Origin of the sequence: Serratia sp. PAMC26656, from assembly GCF_016469055.2 — a bacterium.
In the GTDB taxonomy this organism is placed as follows: domain Bacteria; phylum Pseudomonadota; class Gammaproteobacteria; order Enterobacterales; family Enterobacteriaceae; genus Serratia; species Serratia plymuthica.
Window position 1 is genome coordinate 2,752,719 of record NZ_CP150486.1, and the last position, 15,896, is coordinate 2,768,614.

Annotated in this window: 10 protein-coding genes; 8 read left to right on the forward strand and 2 right to left on the reverse strand. The window is 52.6% G+C overall.

The annotated features are described in order from the left end of the window. Positions 1–15: 15 nt before the first annotated feature. The gene (locus JEM67_RS14020; RefSeq protein ID WP_174270191.1) at positions 16–1,401 is read right to left on the reverse strand and encodes a diaminobutyrate--2-oxoglutarate transaminase; all 1,386 of its coding nucleotides are present in this window, start codon (positions 1,399–1,401) and stop codon (positions 16–18) included. A 640-nt stretch (positions 1,402–2,041) separates the two neighbouring features. Between JEM67_RS14020 and JEM67_RS14025 the strand changes: the two genes are divergently transcribed. The 6 genes from JEM67_RS14025 to JEM67_RS14050 all read left to right on the forward strand — a co-directional run bounded on the left by JEM67_RS14025 (position 2,042) and on the right by JEM67_RS14050 (position 10,744). Then, on the forward strand, positions 2,042–3,628 hold the full coding sequence (locus JEM67_RS14025; protein WP_426406358.1) for a hypothetical protein: 1,587 nt from the start codon (positions 2,042–2,044) through the stop codon (positions 3,626–3,628). Further along, positions 3,625–4,026, forward strand: a complete 402-nt coding sequence (locus tag JEM67_RS14030; RefSeq protein ID WP_004944514.1) for a hypothetical protein — start codon at positions 3,625–3,627, stop codon at positions 4,024–4,026. Before JEM67_RS14025 ends, JEM67_RS14030 begins: the two co-directional genes overlap by 4 nt. Before the next feature lie 11 nt (positions 4,027–4,037). Next, positions 4,038–4,442, forward strand: a complete 405-nt coding sequence (locus tag JEM67_RS14035) for a fucose-binding lectin II (RefSeq protein ID WP_199635862.1) — start codon at positions 4,038–4,040, stop codon at positions 4,440–4,442. A gap of 104 nt (positions 4,443–4,546) precedes the next feature. Beyond that, positions 4,547–4,939, forward strand: a complete 393-nt coding sequence (locus JEM67_RS14040) for a hypothetical protein (RefSeq protein ID WP_199635863.1) — start codon at positions 4,547–4,549, stop codon at positions 4,937–4,939. A 279-nt stretch (positions 4,940–5,218) separates the two neighbouring features. Then, positions 5,219–10,315: an RHS repeat domain-containing protein gene (locus JEM67_RS14045; protein ID WP_199635864.1), complete on the forward strand. Its 5,097-nt coding sequence runs from the start codon at positions 5,219–5,221 to the stop codon at positions 10,313–10,315. A 51-nt stretch (positions 10,316–10,366) separates the two neighbouring features. After that, a complete protein-coding gene (locus JEM67_RS14050) occupies positions 10,367–10,744 on the forward strand; it encodes a DUF4440 domain-containing protein (RefSeq protein WP_199635865.1) in 378 nt (125 codons plus the stop codon). Positions 10,745–10,798: 54 nt separating this feature from the next. Here the strand turns inward: JEM67_RS14050 and JEM67_RS14055 are convergent, their stop codons facing one another. Further along, a complete protein-coding gene (locus tag JEM67_RS14055; protein WP_199635866.1) occupies positions 10,799–11,551 on the reverse strand; it encodes a MipA/OmpV family protein in 753 nt (250 codons plus the stop codon). 396 nt (positions 11,552–11,947) lie between these two features. Here JEM67_RS14055 and bamA point away from each other — a divergent pair, with 396 nt between their 5' ends. Beyond that, positions 11,948–14,365: an outer membrane protein assembly factor BamA gene (gene bamA, locus JEM67_RS14060; protein WP_370576158.1), complete on the forward strand. Its 2,418-nt coding sequence runs from the start codon at positions 11,948–11,950 to the stop codon at positions 14,363–14,365. 323 nt (positions 14,366–14,688) lie between these two features. Next, positions 14,689–15,894, forward strand: a complete 1,206-nt coding sequence (locus tag JEM67_RS14065) for an aldose 1-epimerase family protein (protein ID WP_199635868.1) — start codon at positions 14,689–14,691, stop codon at positions 15,892–15,894. Positions 15,895–15,896 lie beyond the last annotated feature (2 nt).

Below are 15,896 nucleotides of genomic sequence, written 5' to 3' on the forward strand. Positions count from 1 at the left end.
GGTCATTCACTCCACTCAGACGGGTTTGACGCCGGCCGCTAACAGGGCTTGTTCAAATTTATCCAGGAAAATACCCAACTCATCGTTGGTGATCAGCAGGGAAGGCAGCAGACGCAGTACGCAACCATTGCGGCCACCGCGTTCCAGAATCAGCCCGGCTTCAAAGCATTTTTTCTGCAGCAATGCGGATAATTGGCCATCAGCAGGGTAGCAACCCATATGATCTTGCGCTTCGCCTGGTTTAACGATCTCAATACCAATCATCAAGCCCAGACCACGCACGTGACCTATCACCGGATAACGCTTTTGCAGCTCGGCCAGTTTGGCTTTCAGCCATTCGCCCTGGGCGGCCACTTTTTCGGCAATTTGGTTGTCTTTAAGGTGTTGCAGGGTGGTCAGGCCAGTAGCCATCGCCAATTGGTTACCGCGGAAGGTACCGGTATGGTGGCCAGGCTCCCAGGCGTCAAACTGCTTCTTGATGGCCAATACGGCCAATGGCAAGCCGCCGCCTACCGCTTTAGACATTACGATGATGTCCGGCTCAATGCCCGCGTGCTCAAAGGCGAAGAATTTGCCCGTACGTGCAAAGCCGGCCTGAACTTCATCGATGATCAGCAAAATGCCGTGTTCCTGAGTGACTTTGCGAATGCGCTGCAACCACTCGGCCGGGGCCGGGTTAACGCCGCCTTCACCCTGAACGGCTTCCAGAATGACGGCCGCAGGTTTACGTACGCCGCTTTCGACGTCATTGATCAGGTTTTCGAAATAGTAGGTCAATGCCTTGACGCCAGCCTCGCCGCCAATGCCCAGCGGGCAGCGGTACAGGTGCGGGTAAGGCATAAACTGGACTTCCGGCATCATGCCGTTGATGGCTTCTTTCGGTGACAGGTTACCCGTTACCGCCAGCGCGCCATGGGTCATGCCATGATAGCCACCGGAGAAGCTGATCACGCTGGAGCGGCCAGTGTGTTTTTTTGCCAGTTTCAGTGCGGCTTCAACGGCGTCTGCGCCGGAGGGACCGGTGAACTGCAGGCAATACTCCTTACCCTGGCCGGGTAACAAGGAGAGCAGGTATTCGGAGAAACGATCTTTCAACGGCGTTGTCAGATCGAGGGTATGTAACGGCAAGCCGCTGGTAATGACATCTTGGATGCTTTTCAGCATGTCAGGGTGGTTATGCCCAAGCGCCAAGGTTCCGGCGCCAGCCAGGCAGTCAAGATACTGATTATTCTCAACGTCTGTGATCCACACGCCTTCCGCCTTGGCAATGGCCAGTGGCAATTTGCGTGGATAACTCCTGACATTCGATTCAAATTCGGCCTGTCTCGCCAAATAGGTTTCATTGTTTCCGTTTAATGAATTCGCAACTAAAGTGTCAATACGGACTTTATCCGTCATCATATCTCTCCTACAACCGGGGGTATCAAAACGCCCTGGTTGAATTGATTGAATTTAAAAGTAAACCCGGTAAAAAATCGCGTACAATATATGGCTTTTTAGCCTGGGACTCAATAGCTTATTTCCCCTTGATTCTATTGCGTTTTTTCTGCCTTAATCAATATGTTGCTGTTTTTGTGACCGTTCATGGCTCCCCCGAGGTCGCACCGGCCGGCTAAAATGTTTGCTGACAACATTTAGACACGTTTTTTGTGTGGCGATAGACTGGCCGTCGGGGGCTACCTCGTCCGCCAGGCCGCGCCAGTCGCGGCCTTAAGCGGAGGCGGAACTTAAATCAATAAACATCGAATAATTTCAGATGTATTTTATTATCATGGTGAGTATGTATTCGGATGAATACATGATTTTTATTTGAGGATCTTTGCAGGGAATTAACCCTGCTGCTATATTAAAAAGATTCGTAACCCCAATATTTCATCGACCATTCACATTTAAATTCATATTAATAAATATAAAGATCACGCTAATAGAGTTAAACGTAAAAAGATTGGCTTTCAGAGTGACTTTTATTTTTCTGCCGCATGCCGCCACGGAATAATTACGCCTTTTATTTTCCTCGAAAAACAGGAGGCACCGTTGTTTATTGTTTTTATGTGAGGCTTCTATGAACTTAATTTATCGGGCGTTATTCTACGCCTTTGCCTTGATGCTGTCCTTTTTTAGCAGCACTGCGGTTATTGCCGGCCAGCTAATATTGAAAAACACCTCTTTATCGCCCATTACCTGCACGGTTGACGGCTGGACGGTCTCTTCAGGCAGCAGTTTCGATTGGTTCATTAAGGTGCAGCCGGGGCAGTCATTCTTTGTTGGACAGAACACCAGCAGGCCGAAAGACCCTGTTATTAATTGGGCAAAATGCAATAACCTGCAAACCCGCGCGATGACCATAACGCCCAGCGGCCCCAATCAAACACTGGTGTTGAATGGGCAACAAACGCAAGTATTGAACGTCTCGCTTTACCCTTTTCTACCTACGCTGCCCACGGATAACTTCGAAAATTTGGTCGCCTATGTAGTGCAGACTTATCAGTCGCAGCACCCGCAGGTGTTACTCAATGCAGTGCTGAATCCGCAGGTGAATATTTACAGTTTTACCGAGTTGCCGGTCCTGTTGGGTAATGATGGGTTTGACGTGATGGAACTTGATGTCCTTTATCTGGGGTTTCTGGCGGATAATCATCTGATCAATCCCGCCCAGATTACCGGTGAAGCGCCATGGGCCGTGGCGCTGGCGGGGGCGACTTACCAAGGCCAGTTATGGGCGATCCCCAGTTGGCTCTGCATGGACTTTTTCTACGCGTTCGATCAGGCGATTCAGCAGCAGAAAACCTTGTCGAAAATGCTGAGTTATTTGAATACCCGAACGTCGACAGTCGCCAAAATGGCAGGCAGCTTTAATGGCAGTTGGGCTATTCCTTCCGACTATATCAACGCTTATGTGCAGACCTATGGTTACGGTGCCTTGCAACAGGCGATGCAAATGCCGCCTGATAACGGCGTTGTCCATCAATTGGTTTCACTGTCTGATACCTGCAGCTTTAACGGGGTCAACAAGTGCACCAATAACACCTATCATAACGCCCCGAATGGCGGTCCCGAGCAGGTGTTCGCCTCCGGGCAGGCCAGCACCGACATGGGATTTTCCGAACAGTCTTTCTACGTGAATCTCTATTCGTCAGCGCAAAAACCGCTGTATGTCGTGCCTACCCCTTGGGGAGAGCACCCCCAACCGCTGTTATTTGAAGATGCTTTCGTTACCAGCGCCGCGACCTGCAAGCCGGGTAGCCAATGTGCGGCCAATGCGCAAGCGTTCACCACGCTAATGACCGGCACTGCGATGAAAAATTATATCGTGCAGTCCAAAGATCTGCCCGCCGGTACGCCTTGGCGGACGTTGTTGGTGGCCACTCAGCAATTCTGGCAACAGTCGATCATTACCAATAACGGTTATTACCAACAGTTATCGCCGATATTTATGACGGCAAAGGCGTTTCCTAATAACTTTACCCCGCAAAGCCAGGTTGCTATGGCCAATGGCATTTGCAATGCCCTAAAACAGCAGCAGCCTAATTTTGTTTGTAAAAGCAATAATAACACCAGCTTGTTAGCCCCATCTCACGGCAGTTCCATCATCAACCCAGGCAGCACTGATAGCAGGAGAGGTTTATGAGTATTGGACCCGTTTCCGGTAATGGCATCACCATCACCTTACCCGTAGGCAAAACGCTATTTTGGACCGCCAATGTCCAGGCATCGTACTCACAATATGTTCTGGTTCGCGACTCGACGAATCAGGTGGTTATTGAGAGCAAAGGTGCATCGACAGGCGGGCATTCGCCGACCCAAATTGGCCAGGGCTCGTTTGTTACCGCAGGCAGCGGGGTTTATACCGTTTTCATTGGCTATAACAATGGCCAGTCCTGGTCCCAGGTTATGTGGGATGAAATCGCGTTAAATATCGGCAGCCAGATTTACTCCAGTTGTTTCAATTTCATTAGTGAAGACGGCGCGGATCAGGATTTCAATGATACCTGCCTGACACTGACCTGGTTTAACAGCATCGGTTGAGGAGCAAAGACATGGCAATTGGACCCGTAAATGGCAATGGTATTGCCATCAATATTCCCTCCGGAAAAATAGTTTTTTGGTCTGCTCTGGTTCAAAGCTCGGCAAACCAGTTTATTCAGCTGAAAGACAGCAGTTCAAACGTGGTCTTCACTACGCAGGGGGCCAGCTCCAGCGGTGGCACACCCACGCAGATAGGCGAGGGGGTCTTCCAGGCTGCGGATGCCTCCGGGAATTACACCATCTGGATCGGCACCAATGGCGGACAACGTTATTCCCAGGTGATCTGGTCGCAGGATGTGATTACCAGCGGCGCAACGGTCTATTTTGGCAAATACATTTTTGCCAGCGAAGACTACACCGACAATGATTACAACGATTCATTGCTACAGCTGCAGTGGTTCCAGTTCGTGGGTTAACCCCCTGACCAAAAGGCCGATCGAGCCGAGCGGGACAAAGCCGCTTGGCTCGAAAAGATCCTCGCACCAATAACAAATCTGACGACACATTGATGGAGGTAGTTATGAAGGCACTAGCAGGTAAAAATCAAATGTCTTATGGCGGTAATGGTGGGTCTTTCAACTCCGTCCAGGATACCGGCGGCCAACAGGTGGTGATCAAGAGCGGCAGCAAAATCGATTCCATACAAATTGGTAATAACAAATATGGCGGTGGCGGCGGTGGCACGTCGGCCAGTTTCAAGCTTCCGCAAGATGGGAAATTTACTATTTTGCGCTTGTGCACCAATGATGATGTCGTCGGTTATATCAAACTGGTCTGCGATGGCGTGACCTATGAGGCGGGGCGCGTGACCGGGGATGGCGATTTGTCTTTCGGCACCGGATTGACCGTATCCTTCGCGGGCTTTTCGTCCGGCTCCATGATCGACATGATCCTGTTCAACACTTATTACTGACCTGCCTGTTGAAGGCTGCAGCGGATACCCATTGGCGTGAACGAGTGCACGATGGGCACCCGACGCACAGTGTTTTTCGTGGTATGAACTTGCGTTGTCGGCGCGACGGCACCTGAGTCAGTCGTGGGCGCAAGCCGACATTTTTACAACGGCGGTCGCCTATGCTGGAACGCCGTCGTTAACCATATCCGTGCGATGCATTGCAGGCTGAATTTATCTACCGGCATGTCGGGAGGAAGAGCGGCCGTGCGCACAAAATACCGATAGATAGGGCGTGCCATGGGAAACAAAAATAATCTTGATGTCAAGGTGCTCGAGAATCAGGCGGCCAACCTGAAAGTGAAAGCGAACTTGCTCGCTGCGTCGTCAACCGAACCGGGGTATTCCAACGCCCCGACTTATAGTGCCCTTGGCTATGAGGTCGATCCGCGCACAGGCACGCTGCAGGTTACTCTTTCGCCGCCGACTTTCTTTGGTGCCTTGGGCAGCGACATCACGCCTTCCATCGTTTACAGCCCGCAATCTGTCGCCTCGGGGATCACGCTTCTTGGGCTTCCTTTGGGCTGGAGCTATTCATTCAGTTATATCGCAGCGAGCCAGGTATTCATTAATGGTTCGTCCGCTTACTACATCGACGATATGTATGACTCGGGTTTGCGCTACTACAACCTGAAGGATCTTGTCTTTACCAACGATTCGGGGACGTTCCCTTACGATAATCAGCTAAAGTACAGCAATACATTGCAATTTATCAGCGGCGAAACGCAGTATTTCGACGCTCACGGCAGATTGATTGGCATGGTGGACCGCTGGGGCAACCCTGCCATTTTTTATTACACGAAAGAGGGCGATGTCTATAGCAGCAAGTTGTCCAGCATCGTCGGGTTTGCCGGGCAGGCGATCACCTTCGCATATAGCGGCGAGGGCATCGAGATCGCTTATCCCCAGGGAGGGAAAAACGATATATCCTTTGCCTATCTGGTGGATAGCCAGAGCTATCTGGTGGGTTACGTCAATCCGCTTGGGCAAAAGTTCACCATCGCCAATCGGGGCGGGCTGGTCAGGAACGATTTGATTTCTCAGATCACTTATCCGAACAACGTCTCGGTCGTCTATGAATACTCCACGCTGCGTTATTATGTCGATGCGAACCGGTCGCAGTTTTATCGTATCGATTGCATCGCCGCGACAAGGCAGAGTTATGTCGATACCGCCGGACAAATCCAGACAAGGTCGGTTTCCTATTCCTATGACCCCAACGGCGATGCCCACGATTACACGGGTTATCCGACGTACATCATGGGGAAATATCAAGATACCCTGCTGCAAAGCAATGACGACGATTACCGCTATGTAAGCCAGGTCGACGATGGCGTGCTCGTTGTGGAGCATCAATACAATCGGCTCCATCTCGAGCTCGTGACGAAGACCTTCACCAAGGATGCACCGCGCCGGCTTATCCGGCAGGTCACCAATACGTTCATCAGCGAAACCGACGGGAAATACTTTCCACCGTACTACGAATTAAAACTGATACCGAATTATCAGACCCCCATCAAGGTCGTGACCGAGATCTACAACGACGCGGGGGAAACGCTAATCAGCGAGATAGAATCGGATTTCGACGACTACGGCGCGCCGACGGAAGTCCGCTCCTATAGCAGCAGGGTGGCGGGCGAGGCGTCCAAACTGCTCAATAAGGTGCAAACCCTTTACGATTATGCCGGCTATGGGCAGCTTGTCCGGCAGGATACTTACGACTGTACGGATGGGACCATCCTCAGAAGAATCGCCAATGACCTGACCGACGACAAGAAGAATATCGCAACGAGCACAGACGGCTTTGTCGTCTCCACCGATGGAAAAGATATATTTAGCCCGAACAAGAAGATCACTTATCGCTACAACGCCTCGGGCAAGGTTGTTTACGAGAAGTTGGAATGGGCCGATGGAGAAAGCCATGCGCTGGAGAGCACGGAGACTTCGACCCGTTACGCCCTGGCCGTTCCCGTATTGACGGTCACCACCACCAATGCACAAGGCATACCGAATACGACTGAAATCGATACGGTGACGGGGTGGATGATCAGCCAGGCTAATACCCTGAATTATGGTTCCAGCTATACCTATGACAATATCGGCCGCCAACTGACCTCGACCGATCCCATGGGCGTGGTGACGGCGTGTATTTTCGACGACCCCGTCAACAAGGCCACGACCCGATATGCCAACGGATATGAAACCTACGCCTATAACAATGGGTTCACGGATTTGGTCAAAACCGCCGACAACGGCGGTAATGACAAGGCGGAGCGTACGCTCACCGCCAATGGGTACAACGACAAGGGCCAATTGATCTGGACCGAAGGCATCCTGGGCGCCGACTCCCGGATCCTGTATACCTATGACAGCAGAAACCAACTGGCCACGGCGACGGATGCGCTCGGCAATGTCAATCGCTACGAATATGACACCGTGGCTCAAACCAAGACGGAGTTCTTTAACGGCGTCAAGGTGAGCACGTTGAGCAAGCATGACAATGCGCTCAACCAAGTTACTTACTCCAGCCAGCTTTCTTCCGAGAGCCTGTCGGCGTCGAGCCTCTCCAACAGCTATTCGAACATCATCAAGTCACTGACGGGGGATCCATCGGCAGGGAAGGAATGGCTGGCGGCATCCTTCCAATACGATGTCAATAATCAGGTCAGTTTCTACAGCACGACAGGCAGTGACGACATCGTGCAACGCCAGGATATTTCAAGGGATTTATTTACCAATGCGGTATTCACCGGCGTTGATGTCAGCGCACCGGAGACGAAAGCGTCCACCGCAGGCGGCGATACCTATTTTTACGATAACTTGAATCAGTTGCTCACCGACACCAATGCGCTCGGCCAGCAGTACACGTATGTCTATAACGAGATCGGCCTGGTATCCCGTTACACGGATTATGCGGGAACGGTATTCGCATGCGGCTACAACGCCAATAACCAGTTGGTATCGGTTGCATGGACTGACCAGGGAGCGCAGTGCAAGAAGCAATATACCTATGATCCCTTGACGTATAAGGTGCGGAGCATAGAAGAGTTCCGTCAGGGGGTGAGCAACGGGAGTATTGCGTATGGCTACAGTTTGGGCGGTGCGATTGAGTCGGTGACCTATCCCGACGGGAAAAAGATCCTTTATGAATATGACCTCGGCACGGGGCTGCTCAGCACATTCACCGATGCCATAGGGAAGGTCACGCAATATACGTACGACAATTATGGCCGGGTAACTCGGCAACAGATCGTCGGAGAGGAGTACAGCGTCCAGACCGACTATTACAGCAAAGAGGAGAGCGCCGCCAACAGCGGCAAGCTCAAATCGATCCGGGTCAGCAACGGCATCTCGAGCAGTTTCTCCTATGATGGTTTCGGTTCCCTTGCGCAGGCGGGCATCACCGATACGTCCGAGGGGGCGACCCATCCTGTTTTGCTGGAGACGCAATATTCCTACGATCCGATCACCCGTAATCTGGTCAAGCTGCAATCCAGCTCGGGCGCGTTTGCGCAAGATGCCAATTTGAATTATCTGGCGAACTACAGTTTCAACAGCCTCAACCAGCTCACGGAAGAGCGGAAACAAATCTTGGGCGGCGAGGTTGCCGTCACGGCGTACCGGTATGACGCGGCCTGCAACGTCATCCGGGAAGAGCGCAGGGTCGGCGCGACAAGCCAGTCGACGACCTATACCTACGATCAGGACAACAAGTTATTGCGCATCGACGCCTCGTCCGGCGCAAGAAACTTCGCCTACGACGCCAATGGCAATTTGACCGGCGATGGGACGGGCGGCACATATCGCTACAATGCGCAAAACAGGTTGATTGGGTATAGCGATGTCGGCGGCAATCTGGTCGCCGAATACGATTACTACCCCGATGGGCTGCGGGCCAGTAAAAAGGTCAATGATGGCGCGGCGATACGGTTTTATTACGATTATTCCTCATCCCCCAATATCGTCAATGAGATACAGGGAGATAAAACCAGCCACTACCTGGCGCACGGAAGCAAGAGATACGTTCGCCTGGTCGACAGCGCAGGGATCACCGTCCCCGAATATTTCATCGCCTCCTTCAGGGACATCGTCGGCGTCCTCGATGCTTCCTGCGAGAGGGATGCCAGCTACGCTTACGAACCCTATGGGCAAGAAGAAGGTGCCAGTCAACGGCTTGCCGATATCAGCGTAAACCCATTCAGATATACCGCCGAATATACCGATCTCGAGTCTTCCCTGATCTATCTGAGGGCGCGTTACTACCATCCCGGCATCAAGCGCTTCATGAGCCGGGATACCACCGACCTTATCAACCGCTACAACTATGCGAATGGCAATCCCATCATGGGCAGCGATCCCAGCGGGGATTTGAGCATAGGATGGATGATCGGTGCGGCTATCGCGGGCATCGCCGTAGGGCTTATCACGGGCGGCGCAGGCGCATTGGTCCTGGGTACGGGCATGGGCGCCTCGATCGCAGTCGGCACGGTGGCGGGCGTGGCCGGTACGGCGGCCAGTAATGGCATCACGGAATGGGGGCTCCATGCGAGCGGCGAACCTGGATTGAGCGCCAAGGATTGGGGCGTCAGCCTGCTGGCGGGGGCAGTCTCCGGCGCAGTCGGAGCCGGCGTCGGCGGCGCGGTCGGTCGTGGAGCGATGAGCACCGCAATGAATGCGGGCTGGTCGGCCGGGAGAGTCACGGCCGTCGGTGTCCTGTCGGCTTCAGTGTCCGGCGGTTTCTCCGGCTCGGTGGCATCCGCCGGCGTCACTGCCGGCTTCGAACATCAGGCATTCTTCAGCGCCGACGTGTGGGAAAACATCGGCATCAGCGCCGCGGTCGGCATGGGAGCCGGCGTGATGGCTTCGGGCGCGCATTTCGGTTTCGGAAAAGTCGGCGGCATCCGTACCACGCCTGTGGAGATGAGTGCCACGGAGTTCAGCGTCATTACGGACACGACCACGCCCAATACCATTCTTGAGTTCAATCCCCGAGAAGCCAATCAATGGCAAGGTGGTAATCTGGGGGCGATGACCGCAGGGCAGGATACGGTGATCGTGCATGGGCACCCGCGATTCTCGTTCCCTGAGGATGTGCATGGCCGGTATCGGTATGCTTCCGCCAAGACCACGGCCCAGGCGATACAGAAGAATATCGGGGGCGGCGGGGGTACCATCAGGCTGATTTCTTGTTCCGCCGGGAAATGGATAGGCGTGGAAAACATGGCGCAAACCATAGCCAATACGCTCAATCGGCCGGTGGAGGCCTATACCGTTGCCATTAGCATTGCTGAGGTGGTCAATGGCACAGTGACGCCTGTCACTTATCAGCCTGTCTAGAAGCAGCGTTGAAATGGCCGTTTTTTAACTGAAAGCAAAAAGGAGCGTGTTTTGACTGTGTTAGCCATGATCTCATCGCTGGAGAGGCAACTGCATCAGCCGGCGACGCGTAACAACAGCAAGATGGTCAGTGAATTGCTGCATGACGACTTTGAAGAGATAGGCCGCTCGGGGCGGCATTATGATAAGCGGCAAACCGTTGCGGCGCTGGAGCAAGAAACCGGTCGGGCGGTGATCCATGCCGAAGATTTCAAGTTGGCCATGATGACGGAGGGCGTGGCGTTGCTGACGTACAAAAGCTTTCAGCGTGATGCCGCAGGAAATATCACGAGGCGTACGTTGCGGTCATCTGTCTGGGTGTTATCAGAACATCAGACCGGCGAGCGTTGGCAGTTGCGGTTTCATCAGGGCACGCCGGCAACGGAATAATGGTTTATTAAACCCTCGCACACCCCAATAAAAAGAAATCAGGCACTATCCGCGTCAGAATGAGTAATTAACGCCAAACGAGAGCGAACCGATACTTGATTTATCCACCATTGGGCTGTTTTTAACGGTGTTTGGCAGCGATTCGTAGCGCGCAGAGACAAAAGTATCCCAGCTTTTATTAATGCGGTAGCGCACGGCCAATTCCAGGTAAGGGGTAAAACTGTCGTCCGGGGTATAACTGGCCAGTCCGCTTCGGCGCGATTCGCCGATGTTGATGCCATAGTAATATTTATTTTGGTTTTTGCTGTCCCACCTAACGCCGGCTGACGGGGTGATTTCCCAGTCATTCAAGTGGATGGGGTACAGATAAGCCAGATCGCCCACCAGGCCGTTGCTATTGTTCAACACGTCTGCGGAAAGTGCCGTGCGAATGGCCCCCCAGGCGGCGCGATGGGTGTACTCAACGCCGGCCATGGCGGTCGAACGGCGCTTGTTCAGCCGCTTCATTTGCTCATCGTCACTGTCGCCGGGTTTGAAATGCAACGGCGAATAATAACCCATCACATCCAGTTGATTCTGTTCGTCTTTCCACAGGTGATAGCCTCCTTTTAACCCATGCAGATAAAAATCTTCACCCTCATACCCAATGAGCGGCAGAGCGGTCAGGGTGTTGTCCGTATCACGATAGGGGCTGATGCCGCTCCCTGCGGCTGCGCCAAGCGACCATTCACCGGCGAACGCGCCTGAGGCATAGAAAAGAGAAAGAATCAAAAGCACGCGGCATTTCATTACGGGATAAAGGCGCATAAGGTCTACCTGAAAGTAAATAGGCACAGGGTGTGGTACGTAGAGAATCTATAGCAACAACGGCACAAAAAACTCACATTTCCATTTTTTTACGCGAGCTTGATTATTTTCTTACAAAGGTTCATCCCTTACCGCCGCGGCCATTTTTCGGTTTTCATTCCCCAAGCGATTGGCGAAAGAGTTTAAGAGTGTCAGGTTTGTGAAAATAATGCGAAAGGCCGGGAGCTTGCTTTGAATTATTTATAAGGCGAGCGGTCAGTGGGATATCTCTTTAAATGACAGCGCCGAGAATAATATGCCGATAGAAACGGATGTTCCGCATGGCCCCGGTAAAGGCTTTCCCACATTTATAAAGTTGACGCAGTATTTATGAACACTCGAGACACGCCAATCAAGATGAAGAAATCAATTGTTGCGATGCTATTCCTTAACAGCCTGTCGGCCTATGCCGCAGACGGGTTCCTGGTGAAAGATATCCACTTTGAAGGGCTCCAGCGCGTTGCGCCAGGCGCCGCTTTGCTGAGTATGCCGGTACGCGTTGGCGATACGCTGTCTGACGAAGATATCAGCAATACTATCCGCGCGTTGTTCACCACCGGGAACTTCGACGATGTGCAGGTTCTGCGTGACGATCATGTCCTGATTATTAAAGTCAAAGAGCGGCCGACGATTGCCGGTATCTCTTTCTCCGGCAACAAAACGGTGAAAGACGACATGCTAAAGCAAAACCTTGAGTCTTCTGGGGTGCGCGTGGGCGAGGCGCTGGATCGCACCACGCTGTCTTCTATCGAACAAGGCATGGAGGATTTTTACTACAGCGTGGGCAAATACAGCGCCCGCGTAAAAGCGGTGATCACGCCATTGCCGCGTAACCGCATCGATCTGAAGCTGGTGTTCACCGAAGGGGGGTCGGCCAAAATCCAGCAGATCAATGTGATCGGCAATCAGGCTTTTCGCACGGACGAACTGCTCGCCAATTTGCAACTGCGTGATGACGTGCCCTGGTGGAATCTGGCGAGCGATCGCAAGTACCAGAAACAGAAATTGGCCGGCGATCTTGAAACCTTGCGCAGTTTTTACCTCGATCGGGGTTATGCAAACGTCAAAATCGACTCAACCCAGGTGAGCCTGACCCCGGACAAAAAAGGGATTTACATCACCATCAACCTCGTCGAAGGCAGCCAGTACCTGCTGTCTGGCGTGGTATTGAATGGCAATATGGCGGGGCACTTGCCGCAGATTGCGGCCTTGACGAATATCCAGCCGGGCGAATTGTACAACGGCGCAAAAATCACGCGCATGGAAAATGACATCAAACAGCTGCTGGGGCGTTACGGCTACGCTTTCCCGCTGGTAGGGATAGAGCCTGAAATCAATCAGAAAGCCAAGACGGTAAAACTGCACGTCAATGTCGATGCCGGCAATCGTTACTCGGTGCGCAGGATCCGTTTTGAAGGCAACGGCACGTCGAAAGATTCCGTTTTGCGGCGCGAGATGCGGCAAATGGAGGGGGCGTGGTTAGGTAACGATCGGGTAGAACAGGGCAAGCAACGCCTGAATCGCACCGGCTTCTTCGAAACGGTGGAGGCGGAGAGCCTGCGAGTGCCGGGATCGCCGGATCAGGTTGATGTTGTCTATAAGGTTAAAGAGCGCAATACGGGGACCTTTAACTTTGGGCTCGGTTACGGCACGGATAGCGGGGCCAGTTTTCAAGTGGGCGTCAGCCAGGACAACTGGCTGGGCAGCGGGAATACCGTCGGTTTTAATGGCACCAAAAGCGACTCTCAGACCTATATCGAACTGTCGATGACTGACCCTTATTTTACGGTGGACGGCGTAAGTTTAGGCGGGAAGATCTCTTATAACGACTACGACGCGGAAGATGACGATCTCTCCGAATACACCATGAAAAGCCTGGGCATCGGCGGCAATCTTGGCTTCCCGATCGGCGAAAACAGTTCGCTTGGCCTTGGCCTCGACTATGCCAATACCCGCCTGAGCGGGATGGCGCCGCAGGTGGCCATGTGGCGCTACCTTAAGTCGGTCAATGTAAACCCCGGCATCACCACGCAAGACAACGATAACGATGCCCGTTTCACGGCCAATGATTTCTTTACGAGCGTGGGGTGGAATTACAATACCCTTGACCGCGGTTTCTTCCCGACAGACGGGACCAGCGCCAGCCTGAACGCCAAGATTACCGTGCCGGGGTCGACCAACAGTTACTACAAGGTGACGTTCAGCGCCAATCAGTATCTGCCGTTGAGCAGCGATAATAAATGGATAGTGATGGGGCGCACCAAAGCCGGCTATGCCGATGGTTTCGGCGGTCATGAAGTGCCGTTCTACGATAATTTTAATGCCGGTGGTTCCAGTAGCGTACGGGGTTTTTCTTCCAACAGTATTGGTCCTAAAGCGGCTTACTATCATTGCAGCGGCTCGGAGAGTGCCTACAGCGATTGTCCGGTCGACAAATCCGATGATGCCGTGGGCGGTAACGCCATGGCCATTGCCAGTACCGAGTTGATATTCCCGACGCCGTTCATTAATGACCGCTATGTCAATTCGTTGCGCACCTCAGTGTTTGTCGATGCAGGTACGGTCTGGGATACCCATTGGCAGAATACCTCGCAAACGCTCGCGGCAGGGATCCCGGACTACGGTGACCCGAGCAACGTCCGCGTTTCGGCCGGTATTGCATTGCAATGGCAATCGCCGTTGGGGCCGTTGTCCTTCTCCTATGCGTTCCCGATCAAAAAGTACGAAGGGGACAAGGCAGAGCAATTCCAGTTCAACATCGGTAAAACCTGGTAATCCCAAGGTAAAGCCTGCAAATTTTCTGTGGGCTTTATTTCCTGGTAATGGATTGATAATGAATAATAAAAACCAACCAATGGACGCAAGATTTTTTTGCTGACACCTTACAGCAAACTTGTGTCTTTACCGTGCTCAACATCAATTAATTTCGTGATTGAACATCATTCATTGCAGCATAAAGGTGATTTTGTCCGCATTATTTTTCATTGTTATCCCGTTGTTATCGGAAAAGTGACTTGTCTCTCTTTTTAATTGGCCGCCGAGCTCTATTTTTTCATTGTTTTAGCTAAAACCTTTCAGCTAACGTTAAGGACAGCACCATGAAAAAGTTAATTACACTTTCGGCGGTTATCTCTTTGATTTCATGCGCAGTAAACGCGCAGACCATTGTATTGACCGACACGGAAAAAGGCATTGAACAAGGCAATTGGCAAACCGACAGCCAAAAGCTGAACATCACAGGGGCAGGCTTCAGCTTACAGCAACAGGTGCTGCACGGCGGAAAACAGGAAGGATCCAAGGTGATCACCTTAAGCAGCGCGGGCCTGACGATTGCTCTGAGCCCGACACGCGGCATGAATATTCTGAATGTGAAGGGGTCCGACGTCCGGCTGGGCTGGGACTCACCGGTAACCGAGGTGGTCAACCCGGCTTATATCAATCTGGACAGCCGCAATGGGTTAGGGTGGTTGGACGGGTTTAATGAAATGATGGTGCGCTGCGGCTTTGAATGGACCGGGCACCCCGGCGTCGACAACGGCACGCTTTACACGCTGCATGGCCGCGCCGGCAACACGCCGGCCTCCAAAGTGGTGATCGAGATCGCCGAAAAAGCCCCGTACGAAGTCCGCATTCGCGGGTTGCTGAAAGAAAATACCTTCAAGAAAAGCAACCTGGAAACCTGGACCGAACTGCGCTATATCCCCGGTACACAATCGTTTTCAATCCACGATCGCGTGACTAATCGCGCCGATTACCCCCGGGATTACGAAATTATTTACCACAGCAACTTTGGCAAACCGTTATTGGAAGACGGTGCGGTATTCAGCGCCCCAATCAAGCAAATTTCACCCTTTAACGACTACGCCAAAGCAGGCCTGAAAGACTGGGCAACGTACCAGGGCCCGACCAAAGGCTTTGATGAAATGGTGTTCAACATCCTGCCTTATGCGGATGCGCAAGGCAAAACGCTCGCCATGCTGCATAACCGGCGCGGGGATCGCGGCGTGGCGATAGGTTTTGATACCCACCAGCTGCCGCTGCTGACATTGTGGAAGAATACGGATACCGAACGCCAGGGGTATGTCACCGGTATCGAACCGGGGACCAACTATGCCTATCCGGTGAAAATCGAACGGGAACAAGGGCGAATCAAACAGCTGCAGCCTGGCCAAAGTACCGACTTCGAGCTGACCTATACTTTGCTGAAAGATGCTGAACAGGTGAAAGTGTTCCAGGACAAGATCAAGACGCTGCAGGGGAGCAATCAGCCCAAACTGGTTGAGACGCCTATCGCAGTAGAGTAGTC

Coding starts and splice junctions, on each gene's coding strand:
- JEM67_RS14030 (WP_004944514.1), top strand. CDS start 3,625: ATGAGTATTGGACCCGTTTCCGGTAATGGCATCACCATCACCTTACCC.
- JEM67_RS14065 (WP_199635868.1), top strand. CDS start 14,689: ATGAAAAAGTTAATTACACTTTCGGCGGTTATCTCTTTGATTTCATGC.
- JEM67_RS14035 (WP_199635862.1), top strand. CDS start 4,038: ATGGCAATTGGACCCGTAAATGGCAATGGTATTGCCATCAATATTCCC.
- JEM67_RS14045 (WP_199635864.1), top strand. CDS start 5,219: ATGGGAAACAAAAATAATCTTGATGTCAAGGTGCTCGAGAATCAGGCG.
- bamA (WP_370576158.1), top strand. CDS start 11,948: ATGAAGAAATCAATTGTTGCGATGCTATTCCTTAACAGCCTGTCGGCC.
- JEM67_RS14055 (WP_199635866.1), bottom strand. CDS start 11,551: ATGCGCCTTTATCCCGTAATGAAATGCCGCGTGCTTTTGATTCTTTCT.
- JEM67_RS14020 (WP_174270191.1), bottom strand. CDS start 1,401: ATGATGACGGATAAAGTCCGTATTGACACTTTAGTTGCGAATTCATTA.
- JEM67_RS14040 (WP_199635863.1), top strand. CDS start 4,547: ATGAAGGCACTAGCAGGTAAAAATCAAATGTCTTATGGCGGTAATGGT.